This window comes from Streptomyces sp. NPDC058008 (assembly GCF_042886395.1).
GTDB lineage: Bacteria > Actinomycetota > Actinomycetes > Streptomycetales > Streptomycetaceae > Streptomyces.
This window is the reverse complement of the sequence record NZ_JBHVQX010000023.1, coordinates 1-23,602: the sequence shown is the minus strand read 5'-3', so window position 1 is coordinate 23,602 and position 23,602 is coordinate 1. Positions and strand designations below refer to the sequence as shown.

Annotated in this window: 22 protein-coding genes; 13 read left to right on the top strand and 9 right to left on the bottom strand. The window is 72.7% G+C overall.

From position 1 onward, the window contains the following. Positions 1 to 26 precede the first annotated feature (26 nt). The 4 genes from ACFVS9_RS23015 (at position 27) to ACFVS9_RS23000 (ending at position 3,654) form a co-directional block, all read left to right on the top strand. The gene (locus ACFVS9_RS23015) at positions 27 to 818 is read left to right on the top strand and encodes a glutamate racemase (protein WP_389934966.1); all 792 of its coding nucleotides are present in this window, start codon (positions 27 to 29) and stop codon (positions 816 to 818) included. 69 nt (positions 819 to 887) lie between these two features. Further along, entirely contained in the window at positions 888 to 1,451 is a 564-nt protein-coding gene (locus tag ACFVS9_RS23010; RefSeq protein WP_383115666.1) for a hypothetical protein, read from the top strand. 79 nt (positions 1,452 to 1,530) lie between these two features. After that, complete coding sequence (gene lnt / locus ACFVS9_RS23005; protein ID WP_389934963.1) at positions 1,531 to 3,165, top strand: apolipoprotein N-acyltransferase; 1,635 nt, start codon at positions 1,531 to 1,533, stop codon at positions 3,163 to 3,165. Positions 3,166 to 3,174: 9 nt separating this feature from the next. Continuing rightward, positions 3,175 to 3,654: an NUDIX domain-containing protein gene (locus ACFVS9_RS23000; RefSeq protein ID WP_383115664.1), complete on the top strand. Its 480-nt coding sequence runs from the start codon at positions 3,175 to 3,177 to the stop codon at positions 3,652 to 3,654. Between the two features lie 56 nt (positions 3,655 to 3,710). Here ACFVS9_RS23000 and ACFVS9_RS22995 read toward each other — a convergent pair whose 3' ends face one another. Further along, positions 3,711 to 5,099, bottom strand: coding sequence for an MFS transporter (locus ACFVS9_RS22995; protein WP_389934960.1), 1,389 nt, complete (start codon positions 5,097 to 5,099; stop codon positions 3,711 to 3,713). Between the two features lie 445 nt (positions 5,100 to 5,544). Here ACFVS9_RS22995 and ACFVS9_RS22990 point away from each other — a divergent pair, with 445 nt between their 5' ends. Together ACFVS9_RS22990 and ACFVS9_RS22985 are read left to right on the top strand one after the other, a co-directional pair. Further along, entirely contained in the window at positions 5,545 to 6,219 is a 675-nt protein-coding gene (locus tag ACFVS9_RS22990; RefSeq protein WP_383115662.1) for a hypothetical protein, read from the top strand. Positions 6,220 to 6,969: 750 nt separating this feature from the next. Beyond that, a complete protein-coding gene (locus ACFVS9_RS22985; protein WP_389934957.1) occupies positions 6,970 to 7,527 on the top strand; it encodes a DUF3291 domain-containing protein in 558 nt (185 codons plus the stop codon). A gap of 88 nt (positions 7,528 to 7,615) precedes the next feature. On the opposite strand, the gene ACFVS9_RS22980 is transcribed toward ACFVS9_RS22985, so the two are convergent. Continuing rightward, entirely contained in the window at positions 7,616 to 8,038 is a 423-nt protein-coding gene (locus ACFVS9_RS22980) for a hypothetical protein (RefSeq protein WP_383115660.1), read from the bottom strand. Between the two features lie 232 nt (positions 8,039 to 8,270). On the opposite strand from ACFVS9_RS22980, the gene ACFVS9_RS22975 reads away from it, so the two are divergent. The 3 genes from ACFVS9_RS22975 to ACFVS9_RS22965 are packed head-to-tail and all read left to right on the top strand — an operon-like array spanning position 8,271 to position 10,369. Further along, positions 8,271 to 8,729, top strand: coding sequence for a MarR family winged helix-turn-helix transcriptional regulator (locus ACFVS9_RS22975; protein WP_389934954.1), 459 nt, complete (start codon positions 8,271 to 8,273; stop codon positions 8,727 to 8,729). Between the two features lie 7 nt (positions 8,730 to 8,736). Continuing rightward, positions 8,737 to 9,564, top strand: a complete 828-nt coding sequence (locus tag ACFVS9_RS22970; RefSeq protein ID WP_383115658.1) for an ABC transporter ATP-binding protein — start codon at positions 8,737 to 8,739, stop codon at positions 9,562 to 9,564. Further along, complete coding sequence (locus ACFVS9_RS22965) at positions 9,524 to 10,369, top strand: ABC transporter permease (RefSeq protein WP_383115657.1); 846 nt, start codon at positions 9,524 to 9,526, stop codon at positions 10,367 to 10,369. The genes ACFVS9_RS22970 and ACFVS9_RS22965 overlap by 41 nt, the downstream gene beginning before the upstream one ends. Before the next feature lie 236 nt (positions 10,370 to 10,605). Here the strand turns inward: ACFVS9_RS22965 and ACFVS9_RS22960 are convergent, their stop codons facing one another. The 4 genes from ACFVS9_RS22960 to ACFVS9_RS22945 all read right to left on the bottom strand — a co-directional run bounded on the left by ACFVS9_RS22960 (position 10,606) and on the right by ACFVS9_RS22945 (position 15,736). After that, entirely contained in the window at positions 10,606 to 12,429 is a 1,824-nt protein-coding gene (locus ACFVS9_RS22960) for a glycoside hydrolase family 2 protein (protein WP_383115656.1), read from the bottom strand. 75 nt (positions 12,430 to 12,504) lie between these two features. Then, positions 12,505 to 13,407: a carbohydrate ABC transporter permease gene (locus ACFVS9_RS22955; RefSeq protein WP_383115655.1), complete on the bottom strand. Its 903-nt coding sequence runs from the start codon at positions 13,405 to 13,407 to the stop codon at positions 12,505 to 12,507. Between the two features lie 3 nt (positions 13,408 to 13,410). Then, positions 13,411 to 14,343, bottom strand: a complete 933-nt coding sequence (locus ACFVS9_RS22950; protein WP_383115654.1) for a carbohydrate ABC transporter permease — start codon at positions 14,341 to 14,343, stop codon at positions 13,411 to 13,413. 22 nt (positions 14,344 to 14,365) lie between these two features. After that, positions 14,366 to 15,736, bottom strand: a complete 1,371-nt coding sequence (locus ACFVS9_RS22945; protein ID WP_389934948.1) for an extracellular solute-binding protein — start codon at positions 15,734 to 15,736, stop codon at positions 14,366 to 14,368. Between the two features lie 314 nt (positions 15,737 to 16,050). Between ACFVS9_RS22945 and ACFVS9_RS22940 the strand changes: the two genes are divergently transcribed. Then, positions 16,051 to 17,106: a LacI family DNA-binding transcriptional regulator gene (locus tag ACFVS9_RS22940; RefSeq protein ID WP_389934945.1), complete on the top strand. Its 1,056-nt coding sequence runs from the start codon at positions 16,051 to 16,053 to the stop codon at positions 17,104 to 17,106. 39 nt (positions 17,107 to 17,145) lie between these two features. Here the strand turns inward: ACFVS9_RS22940 and ACFVS9_RS22935 are convergent, their stop codons facing one another. Beyond that, the gene (locus ACFVS9_RS22935; protein WP_389935096.1) at positions 17,146 to 17,943 is read right to left on the bottom strand and encodes a TSUP family transporter; all 798 of its coding nucleotides are present in this window, start codon (positions 17,941 to 17,943) and stop codon (positions 17,146 to 17,148) included. Between the two features lie 559 nt (positions 17,944 to 18,502). On the opposite strand from ACFVS9_RS22935, the gene ACFVS9_RS22930 reads away from it, so the two are divergent. Further along, entirely contained in the window at positions 18,503 to 19,309 is an 807-nt protein-coding gene (locus ACFVS9_RS22930; RefSeq protein ID WP_383115650.1) for a helix-turn-helix domain-containing protein, read from the top strand. 250 nt (positions 19,310 to 19,559) lie between these two features. On the opposite strand, the gene ACFVS9_RS22925 is transcribed toward ACFVS9_RS22930, so the two are convergent. After that, positions 19,560 to 20,243: a GntR family transcriptional regulator gene (locus ACFVS9_RS22925; protein ID WP_383115649.1), complete on the bottom strand. Its 684-nt coding sequence runs from the start codon at positions 20,241 to 20,243 to the stop codon at positions 19,560 to 19,562. 406 nt (positions 20,244 to 20,649) lie between these two features. Between ACFVS9_RS22925 and ACFVS9_RS22920 the strand changes: the two genes are divergently transcribed. Further along, positions 20,650 to 21,570, top strand: coding sequence for an AEC family transporter (locus ACFVS9_RS22920; protein ID WP_389934941.1), 921 nt, complete (start codon positions 20,650 to 20,652; stop codon positions 21,568 to 21,570). Positions 21,571 to 21,723: 153 nt separating this feature from the next. Here ACFVS9_RS22920 and ACFVS9_RS22915 read toward each other — a convergent pair whose 3' ends face one another. Next, entirely contained in the window at positions 21,724 to 22,827 is a 1,104-nt protein-coding gene (locus ACFVS9_RS22915; protein ID WP_389934939.1) for a tetratricopeptide repeat protein, read from the bottom strand. Between the two features lie 462 nt (positions 22,828 to 23,289). Between ACFVS9_RS22915 and ACFVS9_RS22910 the strand changes: the two genes are divergently transcribed. Continuing rightward, positions 23,290 to 23,508, top strand: coding sequence for an MbtH family protein (locus tag ACFVS9_RS22910; RefSeq protein WP_389934936.1), 219 nt, complete (start codon positions 23,290 to 23,292; stop codon positions 23,506 to 23,508). Positions 23,509 to 23,602: the final 94 nt, after the last annotated feature.

Below are 23,602 nucleotides of genomic sequence, written 5' to 3'. Positions count from 1 at the left end.
CAAGGGCTGTCGACTATGGTGACCGGGTGAAGATCGCACTCATGGACTCGGGAATCGGCCTGCTCGCGGCAGCGGCCGCGGTACGCCGACTGCGGCCGGACGCCGATCTGGTGCTGTCCTCGGACCCCGGATCCATGCCCTGGGGACCGCGCACCCCCGAGGACGTGACCCGCCGGGCGCTCGCCGTGGCCGAGGCGGCCGCCGCCCACCGGCCGGACGCCCTGATCGTCGCCTGCAACACCGCGTCCGTGCATGCCCTTCCCACCCTGCGGGCCGCGCTGGAGCCCGGCCTGCCGGTCATCGGCACGGTGCCCGCGATCAAGCCGGCCGCCGCGGGCGGCGGCCCCTTCGCCATCTGGGCCACCCCGGCGACCACCGGAAGCCCCTACCAGCGCGGGCTGATCGACGACTTCGCGCGGGCCGTGGACGTGACCGAGGTGCCCTGCCCCGGCCTCGCCGACGCCGTCGAGCACGCCGACGAGGACGCGATCGACCGCGCGGTCGCCGCTGCCGCCGCGCTCACGCCGGCCGGTGTCACGGACGTCGTCCTCGGCTGCACCCACTACGAGCTGGTGGCCGGATGCATCCGCGCCGCCGTCGAGCGCGGCCGGACCGGCCGTTCGCCGCTCGTCCTGCACGGTTCCGCCGACGCGGTCGCGGCACAGGCACTGCGCCGTATCGGGTCGGCACCCGCTCCGTCGGCCGAACCGGTCGGCACCCTCACGGTCCTCCTCGCCGGACACGTCGCCGACCTGCACGAACCCGCTCTGGGCTATGCCGAGGGCAGGCTCCTCAAGGCGGTCAGCCCCGCGATCTGACCCCGCGCGGCGCCCCGCCGGACCCTCGCGCCCGCTCCCCGCGTGCGGAACGTGGGTACGCTGCAAGGCATGACGGACCACCCCCGTAAAGCGCGGCACGGTTCGAGCCAGGCCCCGAGCACGGTCTGGACGGGACGGGCCACCAACCGCTTCCAGTGGCTGCTCGCGGCCGTGGGAGCGGGGTGCCTGGCGCTCGGCATCGAGCTGGCTGTCGACTCGGCGTGGGGCGGCGGGTTCGCCCCGCTGCTCATGTCCGTCATCGGCTGCGTCGCCGCCGGACTCCTGATCCTCTTCGGCACCCTCGCCTTCGTCCACGTCGCCGTCAAGGTCGACGGCGACGCCCTGGAGGTGCGCTGCGGTCACGCCGGGCTCCCCCGGCGCCGCATCCTGCTCACCCACGTGGTGGGAGCGGACTTCGCGCCCAAGGTCACCCCGCGCCAGTGGGGCGGCTGGGGCTACCGCTGGCGCCCCGACCAGGGCACCGCCGTCGTCGTACGCCGGGGGGAGGGGCTGGTGCTCCGGCTGGGGGACGGCAGGACCTTCACCGTCACGGTCGACGACGCCGAGGCCGCCGTGCGTTTCATCCGTGACCGCCTGCACCTGACGGCCGCCGGACGGACCACGGCACCCTGAGCCGGTCCGGCCCGGCCCGGACGTCCCGTCCCCGGAGCGGTCGCCGCCCCTCACAGCGGCCCACCGTAGACTCCGGCGGGTGAGCGCCACCATCACCACCGTCGAACCGCCGCCCGCCCCCGCGTCCCGCAGCAGGAAGCTGTGGCCGCGGCTCGCCCGTCCGGCCGCTGCCGTGCTGTCCGGTGCGCTGCTCTACGCGAGCTTCCCGCCCCGGCCCCTGTGGTGGCTGGTCCTTCCCGGCTTCGCCCTGCTCGGCTGGGTGCTGACGGCACGCGGAGTGCGCGCGGCACTGGGCCTCGGCCTCCTCGCGGGCCTCGGTTTCATGCTGCCGCTGCTGCACTGGACGGGGGAGGAGGTCGGCCCCGTTCCCTGGCTGGCGCTCGCGTGCGCCGAAGCGCTGTTCATCGCCGTCGGCTGCGTCGGCATCGCCGCCGTCTCCCGGCTCCCGTACTGGCCCGTGTGGGCGGCGGCCGTGTGGACCCTGGACGAGGCGATCCGCGCCCGCGTCCCGTTCGGCGGCTTCCCCTGGGGCAAGATCGCCTTCGGCCAGGCCGACGGCGCGTTCCTGCCGCTCGCCGCCCTCGGCGGCACCCCCCTGCTCTCGTTCGCCGTCGTGCTCTGCGGCTTCGGGCTGCTGGAGGCGGCCCGGCAGGTCCGCCGCCACCGTGCCGCCGGCACGGTGCCCCGCTCCGCCGTCGTCGCCGCGGCCGTCACCGTGGCCGCCCCGGTCGTCGCGGCGCTCGCCGCGCTCCCGCTCGTGGACGACTCACCCGAGGACGGCACGGCCACGGTCGCAGCGATCCAGGGCAACGTGCCGCGGCTGGGACTGGACTTCAACTCCCAGCGCAGGGCGGTCCTGGACAACCACGCGAACCGGACGGAGCAGCTCGCCCGGGACGTGAAGGCCGGCAAGGTGCCCCAGCCCGACTTCGTCCTGTGGCCGGAGAACTCCTCCGACCTCGACCCCTACCGCAACGCCGACGCCCGCGACGCCATCGACCGGGCCGTCCGGGCCATCGGCGCCCCCACCGTCATCGGCGCCGTCCTCACCCCCGACACCGGGCCGCTGCGCAACACCCTCATCCAGTGGGACCCCGGGAAGGGTCCCGTGGAGACGTACGACAAGCGGCACATCCAGCCGTTCGGCGAGTACATGCCCATGCGGTCCGTCGCACGCATCTTCAGCAAGGACGTCGACCGTGTGCAGCGGGACTTCGGCCCGGGCGGCAAGGTCGGCGTGTTCGACCTGGCCGGCACAAAGGTCGGCCTCGTGACCTGCTACGAGGCCGCTTTCGACGACGCCGTACGCGACACCGTCAAGGACGGCGGGCAGCTGATCGCCGTACCGAGCAACAACGCGACCTTCGGGCGCAGCGAGATGACCTACCAACAGCTGGCGATGAGCCAGGTGCGGGCGGTCGAGCACGGGCGGTCCGTCGTCGTGCCGGTCACCAGCGGCGTCAGCGCGGTGATCCGGCCGGACGGCACGGTCGTGGAGAAGACGAAGATGTTCACCCCGGACGCCCTGGTCGACGAGGTGCCCCTGCGGTCCTCGCTCACACCCGCCACCCGGCTGGGCACGCTGCCCGAGGGCGTCCTGGCCCTGCTCGCGCTGGGCGGTCTCGGCTGGGCGACGGCCCGGGCCGTGCGTGCGCGCGGGAGGCGGAAGGACGGGGCGGCCGGCCCGGGGGAGGACGCCACGGCCGCCGCGTAGTCTCCTCGCATGGCTACTCCAGACTTCATCCGTGACATCCGCGCCACCGCCGGACACCAGTTGCTGCTGCTCCCGGGCGTCAGCGCGGTCGTCTTCGACGACGACGGCAGGGTGCTGCTCGGACGGCGCGCGGACACCGGAAGGTGGTCGGTCGTCGGCGGGATCGGAGAGCCGGGCGAGGAGCCCGCGGCCACGGCGGAGCGTGAGGTGTACGAGGAGACGGCGGTGCGCTGCGTCGCCGAGCGGGTCGTGCTCACCCAGGCGCTGAAGCCGGTGCAGTACCCCAACGGCGACCGGTGCCAGTACGTCGACATCACCTTCCGCTGCCGCGCCACCGGCGGCGAGGCGCGGGTGAACGACGACGAGTCGCTGGAGGTCGCGTGGTTCGACGCCGACGCGCTGCCCCCGCTGGACGCGTTCTCGCTGTTCCGGATCGAGCAGTCCCTCACGGACGGCCCCACCTGGTTCGCGCCGACCCCCGAGGCCTGAACCGGAGGGCCCGCCTCCCCGCACACGGCGGAGGCGGGCCCTTCCGTGCCGTCGGCTCAGACGCCACGGACGTCGGCGGGCTGAGCCGCGGGGTCCGCGGACCGCCGGCCCGCGTCCGGCTCGATGTCCGTGAGGTCCCGGCTCCTGGTCTCCTTCGCGCAGAGGATCGCCAGCACGGTGACGAGGGCGGCGGCGATGACGTACAGCGAGATCGGCGTGGAACTGCCGAAGTCCGCAAGCAGCGCCGTGGCGATCAGGGGTGCCGGTGCCCCTGCGGCCACCGAGGAGAACTGGGCGCCGATCGACGCTCCCGAGTAGCGCATCCGCGTGGCGAACATCTCCGCGAAGAAGGCCGCCTGCGGTGCGTACATCGCGCCGTGGAAGACCAGTCCGACGGTGACGGCGAGCAGCAGGCTCCCGAAGCTCCTGCTGTCGATCAGCGCGAAGAACGGGAACATCCACAGGCCCACGCCGACGGCGCCCACCAGGTAGACGGGCCTGCGCCCCACCCGGTCGGACAGCGCCCCCCACAGCGGGATCACGGCGAAGTGCACGGCGGACGCGACGAGTACGGCGTTGAGCGCCGTCTGCTTGCTCAGCTCCGCCGAGGTGGTCGCGTACACCAGGATGAACGCGGTGATCACGTAGTAGCTGATGTTCTCGGCCATCCGCGCGCCCATGGCGATCAGCACGTCGCGCCAGTGATGGCGCAGGACCGCGACCAGCGGCATCTTCTCGGCGGGGGCGGCGGCGGCCTTGCGCTGTTCGGCCTGGGCGAGCGCCGCCTTGAAGACGGGCGACTCGTCGACGGAGAGACGGATCCACAGCCCCAGGACCACGAGCGCACCGGAGAGCAGGAAGGGAATCCGCCACCCCCACGCCTCGAACGAGGACTCGGACATGAGCGCGGTGAGGGCGGAGAGCACCGCGGTGGCGAGCAACTGCCCGGCGGGCGCGCCCGTCTGGGGCCATGACGCCCAGAAGCCACGCCGCCGGGCGTCACCGTGTTCCGACACGAGCAGCACGGCGCCGCCCCACTCGCCGCCGAGGGCGAACCCCTGCACCAGGCGCAGGACGGTCAGCAGCACGGGCGCGGCGGAACCGATGGTGGCGTGCGTCGGCAGGAGCCCGATGGCGAAGGTCGCGCCGCCCATCATCAGCAGGCTCAGCACCAGCAGTTTCTTGCGCCCGAGACGGTCTCCGTAGTGGCCGAACACCAGGGCGCCGATGGGGCGTGCGGCGAAGCCCACGGCGTAGGTGAGGAAGGAGAGCAGGGTGCCGACGAGCGGGTCGGACTCGGGGAAGAACAGCTTGTTGAAGACCAGCGCGGCGGCGGAGCCGTAGAGGAAGAAGTCGTACCACTCCACCGTGGTCCCGACGAGGCTCGCGGCGACGATGCGGCGGAGGTTCGAGGGAGGCGGGGGAGCGGTTGCTGGGGCGGCCATGAATACCACTTCCGGACAGTCGGCGGGGACGTTTCTGTGTCGCCACACCGTAGGAAGGGGCAGGTCAGGGGCGTATGTGGCGGGACACCATAGTTCGGGCAGTCAGTGTGCGGTCGGGCGCTACGGGCAGGCGCTGCGGCCCTGGTCCCGCCGTGCGGGGGCAGCGGGAGAGGATGTCCGAGTCACACTGTTCCGTGTGATTCGCGAGGGCGGTGCCCCGCTCCGGCGGTGCCAGGCCGCCCGCCCTGTACGGCACGCCGGTACGGGAACGGCGCCGGTCCCGGTGGGTTCCCGGCGCGGGAGGCCCAAGGGCCCCCGTACAAGCCTGAGTTGTCGATCGCGACAGCACGGCGGGGCGCGTTGCCCGTCCCGTGGGACGGCTGAAAAGATTGACTGACGGTAAGTCACTTCGGGGAGCTGTTCAGTCCAGATGGGGGAGCGGGCCATGCGGTTGAGGTCCACGACGGCGCCGATGGCGGCAGCACTGGTGGCGCTGGCGGTCCTCGCCACCGCCTGTGAAGGCGGTGGTTCAGGTCCGACGGGCGCTCCGTCGGCGCCAGGAGCGACCACGAGCGCGGCAGCGGACGCGGGCGAAGGGAAAGGCGGCAAGGCCGACTTCGACACCGTCTTCGACACCGAGGCGCTGTTGCGCCAGGCGCTCCCCGACCGGGAGTCCTTGAAGGGCTGGACGCCCAAGGACGGCAACGCCTCTGTCGACGAAGATCCCACACCTGCGGCGGAATGCGGCGCGGAGTCGGCGTGGGACTGCGCCCGCGTGGCGCGTGGCTCGGTGTCGTTCGAAGGGGGTGGAGAGCTCGCCGGCTTCGAGATCGAAGCCTTCGCCGACAGGGGCGACGCGGAGGCCGCGTGCGGCGCGAGGAAGAAGTGGGCGGCCCGTTACGAGCAGGCGAAGGTGCCTCCTCTCCCCGGCGTCGAGAGCCACAGCTACTACCGCAACGCCGGTGGCCTGGACAACATCTTCCTGTCTCTCTGCCTGGGTACGGTCGTCGCCGAGGTGCGCCTGGAGGACTGGGGAGGCAGTTCCCTGGACCCGGGAACCCTCCACTCCTTGGCCGAGTTCTTCGTCCCCCGTATCGAGAAGGCCGCCGCCGGGTCCTGAACCCGCCCTGGCCGAGCCCTCTTTCCGTGCGGGCGGTCAGGGGACGGGTGCGCGGTCGCGGCCAGGGCTGCGGTGCGGCATCGGCCGACCGCAGGTCCGCTCCACCGTCCGTCGTCCCGGTACCTGCGTGGATCCCCCCGCCCCCGGGCGCGCGCGGTGGTCCCCGGGAGGATGCCCGGGGCGGCTGGCTGCGCGGCGAGGTGTCGACCGCAGCCGCCGTCGGCCCACACCTCGCGCGCAGGCCCAGGTGTTGGGCAGCGGCCCGGCCGAGGAGCCGGGTGCGGCCTCCCGATCCCTCTCTCCCGCCCGGTATCTCCACGGCCCGGTGTCCGGGCCGGCCCGTGCGAACTGCCAGGCGGGGGGCAACCGCACTCCGGCGGTGAACCCGGCCGCACCGTCATCCGGCCCGGTCGGCGTCGGCGACACCCCCGGTGGCGCGGCACACCCATGGGAGCGCGGGTGTCGATACCGCTCCGGAATGCGCCGTGCCGGTCCGGACTCCCGGGGCAGCACGCGGTGCAACCGTCCCGGCGCGCACATGAACCCGTGCGCGAAGCCACTTCGGCGGGGAATCCGCAACGTCGACATGGCTCGCAGAGCCGGTTACCTTTGCCTCGCCTCCGGTGGCCGTCCACGGTCACACGGGGGTTCCCCCACGCCGGACCCCCTCACGACGGGACGGGCCCCCGCCCCCGAGCCCCCGTGGGTGAGCCACCGAACTGCCAGGCAGCCCCGACCAGGGAGAGACACGTGCCTCATCTTGCTCTGTACACATTCGGCGTCCTGAAGTCACCTCTCGCCGATACCGCACCTCTCACGCGCGAGTTCTACGACATCGGTGGGTCCGTCTACCGGAAGATCAGCCAGCACCCCGGATACCTCGCGCGTGCCGAAGCGGCGGACGGCGACCAGGGTGTGCTCTTCGAGGCGGACTGGGGTGCGTGGGGAGAGTTCGCCGTACCGGACTGGTACGGCAAAGGCCGTACGGCGGACAGCACCGCCCTGGCCGCGACCCTCTCGCTCTGGACCGATCCGGGCTCCGCGTTCGACGCCGTCTACACCGGTCTGCACCGCGAGGCGCTGAACCGGCGTCACGACTGGTTCGAGCGGTCAGGACACCCGAGCCACGTGTGCTGGTGGGTCCTCGACGACCTGATACCCACCTGGCGGGACGGGGTCTCCAGGCTGGAACACCTCCGCGACCACGGCCCCGTGCCGCACGCCTTCTCCTTCCGCCACGTGTTCGCCCCGGACGGAACTCCGGTCAGGAGCAAAGGTGTCGGGCCGGAGAACGTCCGCGCTCACTGACACACCTCCCCGCCCCTGTTCGAACGAGAACGAGAACGAGAACGAGAATGAGAGCGAGAGCGGGAACGGCAACGGGGGCGGGGCAGGTCTACTTCCGGTGCCGCCGGATCCAGTGCGCGCGGCGCTGGTACCGGGCCACCGGGGCCGGCGGGTTCGCGGGGCGCGGGGCGGAGGGATTCGGTGCGCGCGCACCGCCCTCGTGCGCGAGGGGTGCGTCCGTCGGCGGGCGGAGCCCTTCGGGGGAGTAGACGGTCCGCGCGATGGTGTCCACCAACTGCTGCTCGGTGAACTCCTCGGAACCGGGCACATGCGGGACGAAACCGATCAGGACTCCCTCCCCGACGATCTCCGCGTCGAGTCCGGCGGCTCCGTCGACGTCCCACAGCGCCTCGATCCCCTCGCCCAGGACGACACGTATGCCGAACTCGTAGACACCTGCCTGGACGACGTGGGCCATCACCCTGCGTTCACGGAGTGCCGACACCATGCGCTCGGCGCGTTCCGAATCCATCGCGGCCGCACCTCCTCGGCGTACGGCTCTCGCGTGCCCGGCATTCCCGAGGCTGCGCACGCCGCCACGCGGTGGGACCGCAACCGGGAGCCGGACATCCGCGATCACCCTTCCCTCCACCGTAACGCCGCCGCTCACCCGCGACCCGGCGGCGTCCGGGCCGGCCGGACGGCCCTGCGTCCGGGCTCGGCGGGCCCCTGGTTACCTCTGCATAAGAGGTAATATGGGAGACATGTCGGACAAGGATCTCGCGAAGGAGCTGGGCGAGGCACTGGTCGGTGTCAACCGGCTGGCCCGCCGTAGCCTGCGCGGTGGTCTGACCGGCCCGCCCCTGCCGGTGGCCCAGGCCGAACTGCTGCGGCTGGTCCAGTCGAACCCGGGCATCCGGGTGTCGTCGGCGGCGGCCGAACTCCGCCTCGCCGGCAACTCGGTGTCCACCCTGGTCCGCCAGCTCACCGGCAGGGGACTGCTGTCCCGGGTCCCCGATCCGCAGGACCGCCGCGCCGCGCTGCTGCGTGTCACACCCGAGGCCGGCCGGCGGCTGCGGGAATGGGACGACCGCAGGGCCGCCCTCTACCGCGAGCAGTGGAAGCGGCTGTCCGCACAGGACCGCGCAGCCCTGGCAACGGCGTTGCCCGCGCTCCGGGCGCTCGCCGCCCTGCTCCACGAGGAATCGCACACCCGGAGGTGATCCGGCCATGACCCGCAACGCCATCGACTGCACCGGACTGGTCTACCGCTTCGGCGCCACCCGCGCGGTGGACGGTGTGGACTTCTCGGTCACCGCGGGTGAGGTCTTCGGCCTGCTCGGACCCAACGGAGCGGGGAAGACCACCACCATCAGGGTGATCACCACCCTCCTTCCCGTCGCGTCCGGGGCGGTCCGGGTCTTCGGCCACGACGTCACCAGGGAGAAGATGAGGGTCCGGCGACTGCTCGGCTACGTCCCCCAGCAGCTCTCCGCGGACGCGGCCCTCACCGGACGTGAGAACGTCACCCTCTTCGCACGCGTCTACGACGTGCCACGCCGGAAGCGCGCCCCGAGAGTGACGCAGGCGCTGGACGCGGTCGGTCTCGGCGAGGCCGCCGACCGGATGGCGGGGACGTACTCCGGCGGCATGATCCGCCGGCTCGAACTCGCGCAGGCCCTGGTCAGCGCGCCCCGGTTGCTGATCCTGGACGAGCCGACCATCGGTCTCGACCCGATCGCCCGCACCAGCGTATGGGAGCGGCTGAACGAGGTCCGCGCCGCGACCGGGATGACCGTCCTGGTCACCACCCACTACATGGACGAGGCCGCCCAGTACTGCGACCGTCTCGCCCTGATGCACCAGGGGACGATCCGCGCGCTCGGCACCCCGGACAGTCTGACCTCCGGCCTGGACCGGCCGGCCGGCACCGACCGCGCGGCCACGCTGGAGGACGTCTTCCGCCACTACGCGGGCAGCGGCCTCGACGACGATCACGCAGGAGGCGAATTCCGTGATGTGCGCAGCACCCGCCGTACGGCGTCGCGCCTCGGCTGAACCGGACCCGCTGCCGATCGAGCCCTCGCGGGCGCGCACCGGCTGGGCCGTACTGCCCGCGCGGGTGGCCGCCATGTGCGCGGTGGAACTCCAGAAACTCCGCCACGACCGTACCGAGCTGTACACCAGGGCGATCCAGCCCGCGCTCTGGCTGCTGATCTTCGGTGAGACCTTCACCCGGCTCCATGCGATCCCCACCGGGAAGCTGCCCTATCTCGACTTTCTCGCGCCGGGGATCATCGCCCAGTCCGCCATGTTCATCGCCATCTTCTACGGCATCCAGATCATCTGGGAGCGGGACGCGGGGGTCCTGAACAAACTCCTCGTCACCCCCACCCCACGTGCCGCGCTGGTCACCGGCAAGGCCTTCGCCGCCGGGGTCAAAGCGGTGATCCAGGCCGTGGTGGTCGTCCTGATCGCCGCCGCTCTGGGTGTGGCGCTCACCTGGAACCCGCTGCGGCTGGCCGGGGTCGTCGTGGTGGTCGTCCTGGGATCGGCGTTCTTCGCCTGCCTGTCGATGAGCATCGCGGGCATCGTGCTCACCCGGGACCGGCTGATGGGTATCGGACAGGCGATCACCATGCCGCTGTTCTTCGCGTCCAACGCGCTCTACCCGGTGGCCCTGATGCCGGGCTGGCTCCAGGCGGTGAGCCGCGCCAACCCGCTGAGCTACGAGGTCGACGCCCTTCGCGGTCTGCTGATCGGAACCCCGGCGCACCTGCCCCTGGACTTCGGTGTGCTGTGTCTGGCGGCGGTCGTGGGCATCGTCTGCGCCTCGGCGCTGATGGGCCGGCTCGCGCGCTGAGCGCGGGAACGCCGGGAAACCCGCGGCAGAGGATCCGTGTATGAGCCGCCCGCCTCGTCTCCGGCGGGCGGCATCCCGTGTGCCGCGCGGCGACCGGCCGCACGGGCGGATCGCGGCGCGGGACCGGAGCCGGACGCGGCGTTCGTACCCACCTGCCGGGGAAGGCGCGCGCCGAGCGGGCCTCCGCAGGGGAGCGCCGCCCCGGGCCCCGGGGCGGCGCTCGTCGTCCTGGGGCGTCAGCTGCCGTCCCGCTCCTCGATGGCGGCCGTCCGCGACTGCGCCGCGCGGACGCGTTCCACGTCGAGCTTGGTGCCGCGGTCGAAGCGGTAGATGCCGTTCTGCTCCTGGAAGACGTCCGTCAGCTGTGTGTAGCAGTAGCCGAACATGTCGGGGTCCTGGAGCAGCACACCGGTGAGGCCGCTGAAGCGCGCGTGGAACTCCTCCTCGTTGCGGACCCGCTCGCCGTAACCCCAGGAGGCGTTGCGGTCCTCACCCGACTCCGCGGCCGCGGCCTCCGGGTCCCACCAGATGCCGCCGAACTCGCTCACGAAGTACGGCTGCCCCCGGTAGGGCTGCGAGTAGGCGGCCCCGTTCTCGTAGGCGTTGACGAACGGCTCGCCCTTCGCCAGGCCGGACATCTGCCGGCGGAAGGCCTCCGGGTCCTGCTCGTAGCTGTGCGCGTCGTAGATGTCGGTCTCCGCGACCCGGTGGGCGTAGCCGGACGCGTCGATCACGGGGCGTGTGGTGTCCAGGGCCTTGGTGGCCAGGAACATGGCCCGCGTGACGTCGTCGAGGGCGGTGATGCGGTCGTGCAGCTTCTGGTACGTCTCGTTGAGGGGGCACCAGCCGACGATCGAGGGGTGCGAGTAGTCGCGCTCCACGGCTTCGAGCCACTGGCCGACGTAGGAGGCGTCGGGCTGCTGGTTGTCGCCCGAGGACCCGCCCGTCTCGCAGCCCCAGTCGCCGAACTCGCCCCAGACCAGGTAGCCGAGGCGGTCCGCGTGGTAGAGGAAGCGCTCCTCGAAGACCTTCTGGTGGAGCCGGGCCCCGTTGAAGCCCGCCTCCATGGCGAGCTCGATGTCGCGGACGAGCGCCTCGTCGGTGGGCGCGGTCATCAGCCCGTCCGGGTACCAGCCCTGGTCGAGGACGAGGCGCTGGAAGACGGGGCGCCCGTTGAGAGTGACCGCCTTGCCCCGCAGACCGACGGCGCGCAGCCCGGCGTAGCTCTCCACCGTGTCGAGCACCACCCCCTGCCCGTCGAGGAGTTCGATCCGCAGGCCGTACAGGTGCGGGTCCTCGGGGCCCCACTCGCGGCTCCTGTCCGCCGGCACCGGAAGGTGGAGACGGGGCGCGAGGTCGAGGTCGGCGCGGGCCTCGGCCCGGGACACCTCTCCGTCCCCGTCGCTCAGCACGGCACGCACCCGGTGGCCCGGCAGGTTCGAGGAGAGCGGCAGTTCCAGGTGGAAGGCCGAGCCGGCCAGGTCCGGGGTGATCCGCGGACGCCTCAGGTGCGACTCGTGGACCGGCTCCAGCCAGACGGTCTGCCAGATGCCGGTGACACGCGTGTAGTTGCAGTCGTGGTTGGCGTACTTCACGGCCTGCTTGCCGCGGGCCTGCGGGCCCGAACGGGTGTCACGGGCCCGGACGGTGACGACGACGTCCTCACCGGAGCCCGCGATGTCACCGAGGTCGGCGGTGAACGGGGTGAAACCACCGCGATGGCGCGCCACCTCGGTGCCGTTCGCCCAGACGGTGGTGTCGTGGTCGACGGCCCCGAAGTGCAGCAGGACCCGGCGCCCGGCCCAGTCGGCCGGCACCGTCAGGACGCGGCGGTACCAGACGGCTTCCAGGAAGTCGGTGTCGCCGATTCCGGACAGCTCGGACTCGGGAGGAAAGGGGACCAGGATCTGCCCGTCCAGGTCACGGGTGAGGAGACCGCGTTCGAGACCGCTGTCCCCCCGGTCGGTCTCGAACTGCCAGAGGCCGTTCAGGTTGAGCCAGTCGCGACGGACGAACTGCGGTCGCGGGTACTCCGGGCGAGGGACGGAGTGAGTGGGCACACATGCTCCAGTGAGTCGTCGGACCGGCGTCGGGCGGCCGGCCCCGGGTGGTACGGAGGGACGGAGGAGGGGCGGTCAGGCACCGCCGAGGCCGGTGGTGGCCACCGAGCTGACGATGCGCCGCTGGAACAGGAGGAACACCACGACCAGCGGCAGCGCCGCGAGCAGTGCCGAGGCCATGGCCTGGGCGTACTGGATGCCGAAGGCGTCCTTGACGGTGGCCAGTCCCACGGGGAGCGTCATCAGGCCGGGGTCGTTGGTGACGATGAACGGCCACATGAAGTTGTTCCACGCGCCGATGAACACGAAGATCGACACGGCTGCCACGATCGGCCGCGACAGCGGGAGCACGACCGAGAGGAAGACCCGGAGTTCGGAGGCCCCGTCGAGCCGGGCGGCGTCCTCCAGTTCCCTGGGCACGCCGTCGAAGAACCTCTTGAGGATGAACACCATCATGGGCGCGACCACCTGGGGCAGGATCATCGCCGCGTAGGTGTCCACCAGGTTGAACATCAGCATCTGCTCGAACAGCGGCACGATGAGGAGCTGCGGCGGGACCATGACGGCGGTCACGGTGACGGCGAGCAGGGCGCGCCGGCCGCGGAACGTGCCCCGGGAGAAGCCGTAGGCCGCCAGTGTGGAGATCACGACGGTGATCAGCGTGACGAGCCCCGCCACGAGGAAGCTGTTCGCCGCCCAGACCGTGACGTTCCCGCGGTCGAGTATCTGCTGGTACGCGTCCAGGGTGAAGGCGCCCTTGAAGGGTGACAGCCCCGGCTTGGCCACGTCCTGCTCGCTCTGGAGTGAGGTGGCCACCGCCCAGAGGAACGGCACCAGCCAGACGGCCGCCAGCACCGCGAGCGCCGTGCCGGCCAGGACGCGCGGCAGCCGGCCGTGGCCGAGGAGCATCGGGGAGCCGGCCTGTTCCCGTGACGGGCGGCGCCGCGGCCGCGCGACGGGGGGAGTGGTGGTGGACATCGGTCAGTCCTCCTGGCGGAAGAGGCGGAGCTGTGCGAGGGAGACGAGGATGACGAGGGCGAAGAAGACGTAGGAGACGGCGGAGGCGTAGCCCAGCCGGTACCCCGTGAACCCGACGTCGTAGACGTATTCGAGGAGGGGCCGGGTCGAACCGTTGGGGCCGCCCTTGGTGAGGATGTAGATCTGGTCGAACACCTTCAGCGACGCGAGGACCTGGAGCATGGCGACCAGGACGGTGGTCCGGCGCAGCTGCGGCAGGGTGACGGACCACAGACGGCGCCAGGCACCCGCGCCGTCGAGGGCGGCAGCCTCGTCGAAGACCGTCGGCAGGGACTGGAGGGCGGCCAGGTAGAGCAGGAAGTTGAAGCCGACCGTCCACCAGACCGTGAGCGCGGCGACCGACCACATGGCGACGGCCTCGTCGGACAGCCAGCCGACCGGTTCGAGGCCGAGCGCGCCGAGCAGTTCGTTGCCCAGGCCGACGTCCGGCTGGTAGAGCCAGGTCCAGATCAGGGTCACCACGGTGACCGGCAGCAGGTAGGGCACGAAGAAGGACAGCCGCCAAGCCCACTGCCCGGCCAGCCCGGTGTGCACCAGGAGCGCCATGGCGAGTGCTATCAGCACCAGGGGGACGCTGGAGGCCGCGGTGAAGAAGACCGTGTTGCCGAGGCTGCTCCAGACATCCGGGTCACCGAAGGCCTCGGCGTAGTTGTCGAGACCGACGAAGGACGTGGCACGCAGCGCGAGCGAGCTGTCGGTGAAGCTCATCCAGAGGCCCTGGACCACGGGCCACACGAGGAACAGGACGAAGGGCACGACGAAGGGCAGGACGAAGAGCGGTCCGGGTCCTCGGCGGCCGGCCCCGCGCCGGGGGGCCGGGGCGGCAGGTGGTTCGCCGGTCGGGGCGGGGGCCCCGATGGGCGTGGTGGTGGTCACGTCGGTTACTCCTTCTGCTCGGTCAGGCCACCGGGTTGGGCTGCCGCAGCAGCGTGTTCGCCTCACGGACCATCTGCCGTACCGCCTTCTCGGCGGTGGTGTTGCCCAGCAGCGCCGACTGGAGCGGCTGGCACATGCGGTTCTGGAAGTTCGAGGCCGCGCCGGCGAACCAGTTCGGCGGGTCGAGGACCGCCACCTTCCCGGCGTCGGCGTACGAGGACTGCGGGTCCAGCGCCGCGTACGCCGGCTCGGCCAGCACCGGCTGGTAGGCGGGGATGTGCCCGGCGCTCGCCCAGGTCAGGCTCTGCTTGAGGATCTGCGCGACGTAACGGTGCGCCTGCCGGCGGCGGGCCGGGTCGGGGTTGCTCTGGTGCGGCAGGACGAAGCTGTGGGAGTCGGTGTAGACGGCGGGGCGCCCGAAGACCTGGGGGAAGGGGGCGGCTCCGAGTGCGATGCCGGACTTCCGGAGCACCGGAAGCTCCCATTCGCCGAGCATGGCCATACCCCCGCGACCGCCCAGGAACCCGGCCAGCGCGCTGTTGTAGTCGAGGTTGTTGGGGTTCGTCCGGCCGTCGAAGAGCTGCTGCATGAACGACACGACCTGCACGGCGGCGTCGGTGTCGATCTGCGCCGTGCCGCCGTCCGGCAGGGTGAAGGCCGCACCGGTCTGCGCGTAGAGGGCGGCGAACTGCCGCCAGCTCTGCGCGGTGTCGGTGACATGGCCGAAGAGGATGCCGGACTTGCCCGTCACCTCGGCCAGCGCCTTGCCCGCCTCCAGCATCGCCTTCGGGGAACCCATGGGGGCGAGTTCGCCGTTCGCGTCCAGGAGCCCGGCCCGGTCCGCGGCGTCCCGGTCGTAGAACACGATGAAGGGGTGGACGTCCAGGGGAATGGCGTAGACGCCCCCCTGATGCTTCGTGCGGGCCCAGACCGCCGGGGTGAAGTCCTTCTCCGTGACGCCGAACTCGGCGAGCACATCGAGGTCGAACGGGTCCAGCAGCCCCCCGGGGGCGTAGCCGGCCAGCCGGGAGAGATGCAGGACCGCCACGTCGGAGGCCCGTCCGCCGGCCGCCGACATGGCGAGCTTCGTGTAGTAGGACGGCCCCCAGTCCAGGATCGTGCGATCGACCTCGAAGCCGTCCGGCCCCTTGGAGACAGCCCGGATCATGTCGTCCATCAGCATGCCGTCACCGCCCTGGAACAGGTCCCATACGTTCAGAGCCGTAGCGTCGGAGGCGGAGGCACGCGAGGAGCAGCCGGACAGGGCGCCCGTGGCGAGCAGCGCGCTCGCACCGGCCGCTCCGTAGCGCAGCAGCCGGCGGCGCCCGAGACCGGGAGCCGGGCCGGGGCCGGGCGTGACCGGCACCTGGCGGGGGTGGGACGAAGAACTCATCGCGGACCTTTCGACGGCCGGACGCTCATGCCGGATCGGCGGTGGACCCCCGGCACGGGCGGGTCCGCCGCACACGGCAGGTGGGTGGGCCGCACTGGCTGAAACAGTGCGGCCACCTTTTTTTACATCGATGTACATTCGCTGTAAAGAGTTCGGACCGTACGGCTGCGAGACGGTCCCGCGCCGAGGCCGAGGAGGTCGGGGGTGCTCCGGGGAGGGCCGAGCGCGCGCCCCGGAGGGACAGGGCGGCCTCCGTACACCGTCCTCGGGCCGGGACATAGACTCGGCAGCGCGCGAGGGCAGGGAGGTCGGCCGTGGCACGGCCCAGGATCAAGGACGTCGCACGGCACGCGGGGGTGTCGGAGAAGACGGTCTCCAACGTGATCAACGACTACGTCCATGTCTCCGACCGGACCCGCCGTGTGGTCCGCGAGGCGATCGACCACCTCGGGTACCGGGTGAATCTGGCCGGGCGGCACCTGCGCAAGGGCCGCACGGGCATCATCGCCCTCGTGGTGCCCGAGCTGGACGTGCCGTACTTCGCCGAACTCGCCCGGCACGTCATCCGCGAGGCCGAGCGGCTCTCCCTCACGGTGCTCATCCACCAGAGCGGTGCGGACCGTGAGCACGAGCTGGCCGCGCTGGCCGGTTTCGGCTCGGACTTCGTCGACGGGATCATCCTCAGCCCGCTCGCCCTCACCGCGGACGACGTCAGGGACCGTGCGGGTGCCCCGCCGACGGTGCTGCTCGGGGAGTTGCTCGAGGAGGGCGCCGACCATGTGGCCATCGACAACGAGAGGGCCGCGCGCGAGGCGACGGAGCACCTCATCCGTCTCGGGCGCCGGACCGTCCTCGCGGTCGGCGGCATCGAGGCACCGGGCCTCGGGACCGCGGAGGCCCGCACCCGCGGTTACCTCGCGGCCCTGGCCGGGGCGGGCATCGCCCACCGCCCGGAGGCGCTGCTCCCGGTGGCCGACTTCAGGATGCCGGACGGCGCACGCGCGGTGGCCCGGGCCCTGGGCGCCGGAGCCCGGCCCGACGCGCTGCTGTGCCTCAACGACCAGCTCGCCCTCGGTGCGCTGCGGGCCCTGCACGAACACGGCCTGCGCGTGCCCGAGGACGTCGCGGTGGTCGGCTTCGACGATGTGGAGGGGGGCCGGTTCAGCGTGCCGACGCTGAGTACCGTCTCACCCGACAAGGCCGCGGTGGCCAGGGTCGCCGTCCAGCTCCTGCACCGGCGCATCGAGGAGGCCGCGCGCGGTCCGCAGGAGTCCGCACCCGGGGGCACCGGCATCCAGTCGCCGCAGGACCGCGTCGTGGCCCACCGCCTCGTCCTGCGGGAGAGCACGGAGGGACCGGGGGCCGGCTGACGCGTCCACGGGCGGGCGGCCACCGGGTAGCGCCGGCCGTCAGACAGGCCGCAGCATCACCGCGGTGACGACGGCCAGCAGCCCGGCGTACGCCCAGGCGTGCGCGCGGTCGGGGATCCGGGGCGGGCGGCGGCGCAGTACGGCGATCACCGGCAGGGCCCCCAGGAGCAGGGCCGCCGCGGCCCGCAGGTCGACGAGGCCGACGAGGTGCGCCCGAGCGTCGGAGGGGACCGTGGCGGCGGCCAGGGACACCACGGTGGCCGGGAGCGCTATGGCCAGGGTGAGCGGGTTGGCCAACGCGGTCGCCACCCCCATGGTGTGTCCGGCCCGCCGCATCGCGGGCACGGTCATGACGCTGCCGCCCACGCCGAGGAAGGCCGCCACGGCGCCGACCGGTGCGCCGAGGAAGGCGGGCAGGGCGCGCGGCGCCTCCGCGTCCCCCCGTACGGGCCCGCCGGTACGCAGGAAGCCGGGGCGCAGGAGCACGTCGGCGAGCGTGAGCACGACGTAGCCGACGAACGCCCAGCGGACCGGTCCGGCGGGCGCGAAGCGCGCGGCGACCGCGCCGGCCGAGGCGCCGGCCGCCAGCAGGAGCAGCAGCGGCCCGCTGCCGCTGAGGGCGACGAGCACCCGGCGCGGTGTCACGGCTGTCGCGAACCCCGCGTTCACCACCATCACGAGGGCCGAGGTCGCCGTCGCCACCCGCATCGCGTCATCACCGAGTGCGGCGTCGGCCCACACCACGACCGGCACCGCCACGAACCCGCCGCCGAACCCGAACAGCACCGTCGTCACTCCGGTGAGGAGCCCGACCACGACCAGCATCACCACGTCCATGGATCCCACCCCATCAGCTCCAGGCAGCTGCTCGCATGCGATGGTCGGCACACTTCTTTCGCGTCCCGGCCACCGTGTGCCGTCAGGGGCCCGCACGCGCCGCACACGGGTGTGCGGCGACGCCGCGTCCGGCGGGCGTACCGGATGTGGGCCGGTGCCTCGCCGGTGGTGTGGGGCCGGTACCTCACCGGCGATCACACGCGCCGCACAGCGTGGGCCACGGACCCGGGGCGTACGGCGCGCCTCCGCGTGCGGGGCCTTGCCCCCTACACGGGGTGAGAGCGCGGTGCCGGGCCTCCCGGGCGCACAGGGTGAACGGGGCCGTGCTGGGCCTCCCGACGCGCGGCGCTGGTTCGCCGTGCCGGGGCTTCCGGTGTGCGGCGCGGGTTCGCGGTCCCGGGATTCCGGCGTGTCGCGTGCGTTCGCCGTGCCGGGCCTCCCGACGCGCGGCGCTGGTTCGCCGTGCCGGGGCTTCCGGTGTGCGGCGCGGGTTCAGGGTCGCGGGGCTTCCGGTGTGCGGTGCGGGTTCGCGGTCGCGGGGACGGCCTAGGATCGAGGCGTGAGGAACGTGCCGCTCGCCGATGTCGACCACGTCGACCGGGTCGTCCTGCCGATCGGCACCGACTATCCGCCCGGCCACGTGCTGGACTGGCACGAGCACCGGCGCGCGCAGTTCCTCTACGGCGCCACCGGGATCATGGTCGTGGACACCGCCGACGGGACCTGGACCGTCCCGCCCGAGCGCGCCGTGCTCATTCCGGCCGCCACCCGGCACCGGGTCCGCATGCTGGGGGTGAGCACCCGGAGCCTCTACGTCGAGCCGGACGCCGTCCCCTGGTGGCCGGCCACCTGCACGGTGGTCGACGTTCCGCCGTTGCTGCGTGAACTACTGCTGGCCGCAGTGGAGTTCACGGCCGACTACAGCCTCTCCGGGCGGCAGGGAAGCATCGCCGCGCTCCTGCTGTACGAGATCTCCGAGCGCGCCCCGCTCCCGTTCCACGTGGGGATTCCCGCCTCCGCCGCTCTCGCGCGGCTGTGCCGCGCCTACCTCGCCGCCCCGGACGCCGCCGTCACCAACGCGGACTGGGCCGCCGGAACGGTCATGAGCGAGCGTGCCTTCACCCGGCGCTTCCGCGCGGAGACCGGGGACAGCCCGGCCGCCTGGCGGGCCCGCGCCCGACTCCTCGCAGCCCTCCCGTTGCTGCGCGGCGCATCGGTCAGCGAGGTCGGCGGCCGGCTCGGCTACGCCTCTCCCGCGGCGTTCACCGCCGCCTTCACCCGGGCCTTCGGCATGCCGCCGTCCCGCTTCGTGGCCGCGGGACCAGGGGGCACGCGTCGGAATGCACGTCCAGTGGAAGGCCGGTGACCGGCGGCGGAAGGAACGCGTCCGCCAGGTCGCGCGTCACGTCGCACCCCCGGGCGACGCGAGCACCCGCAGGCCCGGACGTACGGTGCCGGTCCGGAGATACGGCGCCGGACCGGAGATACGGCGCAGGTCCGGAGGTACGGCGCAGGCCATGACGTACGGTGCCGGTCCGGACGTACGGTGCCGGCCCGACGGGTGTGAGGCGCGGTACCCGGCGCCCGGCGGATCCAGGGCGTGACCGTGCTCGTGCTCAGCCGTCCTGCCCGCTCTCGCGGTGCTCCAGGACGCTGATGGCCGTGGTGGTGAGGCTGTGCGCGATGTGGCCGCGCATGAGCCGTGCCGCCTCGGACGCCCGGCCGTCCACGACGAACTCGACCAGACGGCGGTGTTCTTCCAGGTCGCGGGTGCGGGGTTCGTCGCCGGGCGGGAGTTCGAGGCCGAGCCGGCGGTAGCGGTCGGACTTGTCCCACAGGTCGTCCAGGAGGCGGATGAGGACATCGTTGTGCGAGGCCCGGTACAGGGCCTGGTGGAAGGCGCGGTGTGCGGTGAGCGCGTCCTCGCCCCACTGCCGGGTGACGGGCAGCAGGTCCTCGACCGCCGCCCGCATCGCGGCGATGTCCTCGGCCGTGCGGCGCGTGGCGGCGAGTTCGGCCGCCGTCGGGTCCAGGGACAGCCGGACCTCGAGGAGTTGGCGGGCCTCCTCCGAACTCATCGGCGAGACGCGGACGTCACGGTGGGTGTCGAGATCGACGAGCCCCTCGCTGCTGAGACGGCGGATCGCCTCGCGCAGGGGGGTGATGCTCATGTTGAGCGACTCGGCCAGTTCGGACTGCGCGATCCGGGACCCGGCCCGGAGGCTGCCCGAGAGGATCCGGCCTCGGAGTTCGGCGTACGCGAGATCGCTCTTGCTCAGGAAAAGATTGGGACCAGCCATCGCGTGCCGCGGTTCCTTCTCTCGTGATCAGGAGGGCTTGACAGCGCCCGTTCTGCTGACACACCCTAACACCGCACAACTTATAAAATATGAGAGTCGGTCCCGTCGAAACCGGACCGGTCGTCGGTGCCCGCGCCGCCGCCCGGCGGAGAGAACGCCTCTCCACGGTGACCGCGGGGCAGGCTCCGGCCGACGCACCGGGTGGGCGGGGTTCGGGGGGCTGCCTCCGGGACCTTCCCGCCTCGTGTCCTCCGGCCGCCGGACCCCCGAGGCATCGGCCCCGCCCGTCGCGGGCGGCAGCCCCGAGCCCTTCGCGGTCCCGGAACGGGGTCATGCCCTGTGGGCGGCGGGGGCACGAGGCGGCCTTCGCCGGCCGGCCGCACACGATCCACCAGCAAGGAAGTCCATGCAGGGAGTTATCACCGGGTTCGCGGTGATCGCCGTGGTCATCGGCATCGGCTACATCCTCGGACGCCGAGGACACCTGGGCGACGACGGCCGGACGGTCCTGACCCGGCTCGCCTTCAACGTGGCCACCCCCGCCCTGCTCTTCACCACCCTGGCGGGGGCGGACCTGTCCGTCATCTTCTCCCGGCGGCTCCTGGTCACCGCGGCCGCGACGGCCGCCGCGGCCGCCCTCTTCCTCGTCGTGGGACTCGTGCGGGGCTGGAGCGCCGGACACCTCACCATCGGCGCCCTGTGCTCCAGCTACGTCAACGCCGGCAACCTCGGTATCCCGATCGCCGTCTACGTGCTGGGGGACGCCTCACTCGTGGCTCCCGTCCTGCTCTTCCAGCAGATCGTCGTCACCCCGCTCGCCCTGACCATCCTCGACCTGAGCCGCCCCGGTGAACCCCGCCCCCTCCTCCAGCGGCTGACCACACCCCTCCGCAACCCGATGGCCGTCGGCTCGCTGGCAGGCGTGACCGTGGCCGCCACCGGATGGACCGTCCCGGCGCCCGCACTCGAACCCCTCACCCTCATCGGCAACATGTCCGTGCCCGCGGTCCTCCTGGCCTTCGGCATCTCCCTGCGCGGCAGCGGCCTACCGGCCCGGGGCGACAACCGGCCCGCCATCATCCTGTCCGCCACCCTCAAGACCGTGGTCCAGCCCGTCATCGCCTGGAGCGTGGCAGCGGGCGTGTTCCATCTGCACGGCGCGGCCCTCCTCGACGTCGTCGTGGTCTCCGCGCTGCCCGCCGCGCAGAACCTCTTCACCTACGCGTCGCAGTACCGGGTCGCCGAACAGCTCGCCAGAGAATCGATTCTGCTGTCCACCGTCGCCTCGGTCCCGGCCCTGATCGTCATCGCGGCCCTCCTGGGGTAGGCGCACGGCGCCCCGGGCCCCCTTCCCGGCCGTGCTCCCGGGCGTACGGCGTCGCGGATCGCCACCCGCCCGTCCCGGACGGGCGCCGGGGTGCGAGTCACCCGCCCCCGGCGCGCCTCCGTGGGCACGGCGGTCCGGCACCCCGGGGGTGCGTCACCCCACCGCCTCGCTGGGCTCCTCGGTACGGCTTACGGCGTCGGGCAGGGGGCCCACCCCCAGCTCGTCGGCCGCCCGGTCGACCATGTCCCGTGCGTGCCGCAGGCCGATGCGGTCCAGGGCCCGGCGGACCGAGGCCAGTTCGACGGCGGTCCGCGCCGGGTTCCGCCCGAGCCTGGCCAGCGACTTGGCGAGCCCCAGCCGCGACAGCGCGGTCCCCCGCGCCTCGTCCATCTCCCGGAACTCCGCGAGGGCCCGCGCGTAGGTGTCACGGGCCAGGGCGTACTGCCCGGCCCGGTAGTGCACGTTGGCCCGCATCTTGTGGTTGTACGCCAGGGCGCTGGACAGCCGCATCTCGCGGCAGAGCGACTCGGCCTCCGTGAGCAGGGACAGCGCCCGCTCCGCGTCGCCGTCGCGCACGGACACCACGTCGGCGATCCCGCGCAGCGCCCAGGCCCGGCCCCGCCTGTCATCGGCCCTGCCCGCGGTCTCGGCCGCCTCCTCGAACAGGGCGAGCGCCCTGTCGTACGAGCCGGTGTTCCGGTGCATCTGGGCTATGCCCTCCAGCGCCCACACCGTGTGCCGGGCCTCACCGCGGGCCCTGGCCTCGTCGAGCAGCCGCTCGTGCAGGGCGGCGACGGCCGGGTAGTCGCCCTGGATGCGCCCGGTCTCCGCCAGGCCGGCCAGCGAGTAGCTGCGCGCCATGACGGCGCCCCCGCGCTCTCCCATCTCCGCCGCGAGCCCGAGCAGCCGGTAGGCCAGTGCCAGCGAGCCGCGCTGACGGGCGAGCGTGCCGCCGCTCCAGAGCGCCCAGGCCATCGCCCCCGTGTCCCGCGCCGAACGTGCCGCACGGTAGCTCGCCTTCCATGCCGCGTCCGCCTCCGCCACCCGCCCCAGCCGCCGGTACGCCTCGCCGACGGCAAGCCCGCAGCGCGCCATCTCCACGTGGTCCCCGGAGCGTTCGGCGGCCCGCAGCTCCGCGGTCCCCTTCGCCAGCACCTCCGTGAGTGAGGAGTTCACCGACAATGCGCCGAGGGCTCCCTGGTATTCGGGGGCGAACGCCTTCTCCTCCGGCCGGTTCCGCTCAGTCACCCGTGCCACCCGCTCACTGTTCCGCCTCTTTCCATGGCCGTTGTCCGGACGGTCGTCGCGCGCCGCCTGTGATCAGGACGCTACGAGCGGGCGGTGGCCCCACGAATCCCTCTGGGCGCCGGTCCTGGGTCGTCCCTGAGGGCCACGGGAGACACCCGGAGTAGTCACCGGGACGGACCCCCCGGTACTCCGGAGGGGCCGTGGAGCAACGCCCTTCGCGGGTGCCGGGATCCGGATCGCTCCCTCGTGGGAGAGGGCCGGGGGCCGGATCCTCCCGCTCGTCCGACGGCCGCCCCTCGTGGCGGTGGCGCGGGCGGGCACGTCAGCGATGCGGCGCGATCCGCGGCATCGGCGGCAGCGGAAGGGGCCGGTGCGCCGGGAGTTGTGGCGTTCCGCGCGTCGACCGGGGGCGGCCCGGGTAAGCTGGTCCCAGCAAGTGAAGGTAGCCTTACCTAAGTTCGAGGAGTATCGGTGACCAATCCCTTCGAGGACGAGAACGGCACCTACCTGGTGCTCGTCAATGACGAGGGGCAGCACTCGCTGTGGCCCGCCTTCGTCGAGGTGCCCGGCGGCTGGACCGTGGCCCATCAGGAGGACACCCGCCAGGCCAGCCTCGACTACGTGGAGCGGAACTGGACCGACCTGCGCCCCAAGAGCCTGATCGGGAGCGCGGACGCCGGCTCCGCCTGAGACCTCCGGTACCGCCCGGGGCCGTGCATCGCCGACCGGCCCCGGGCTGCACCGGTCGCCGGACGCGCGAAGGCGTTCGTCCGGAGCTCCGGAC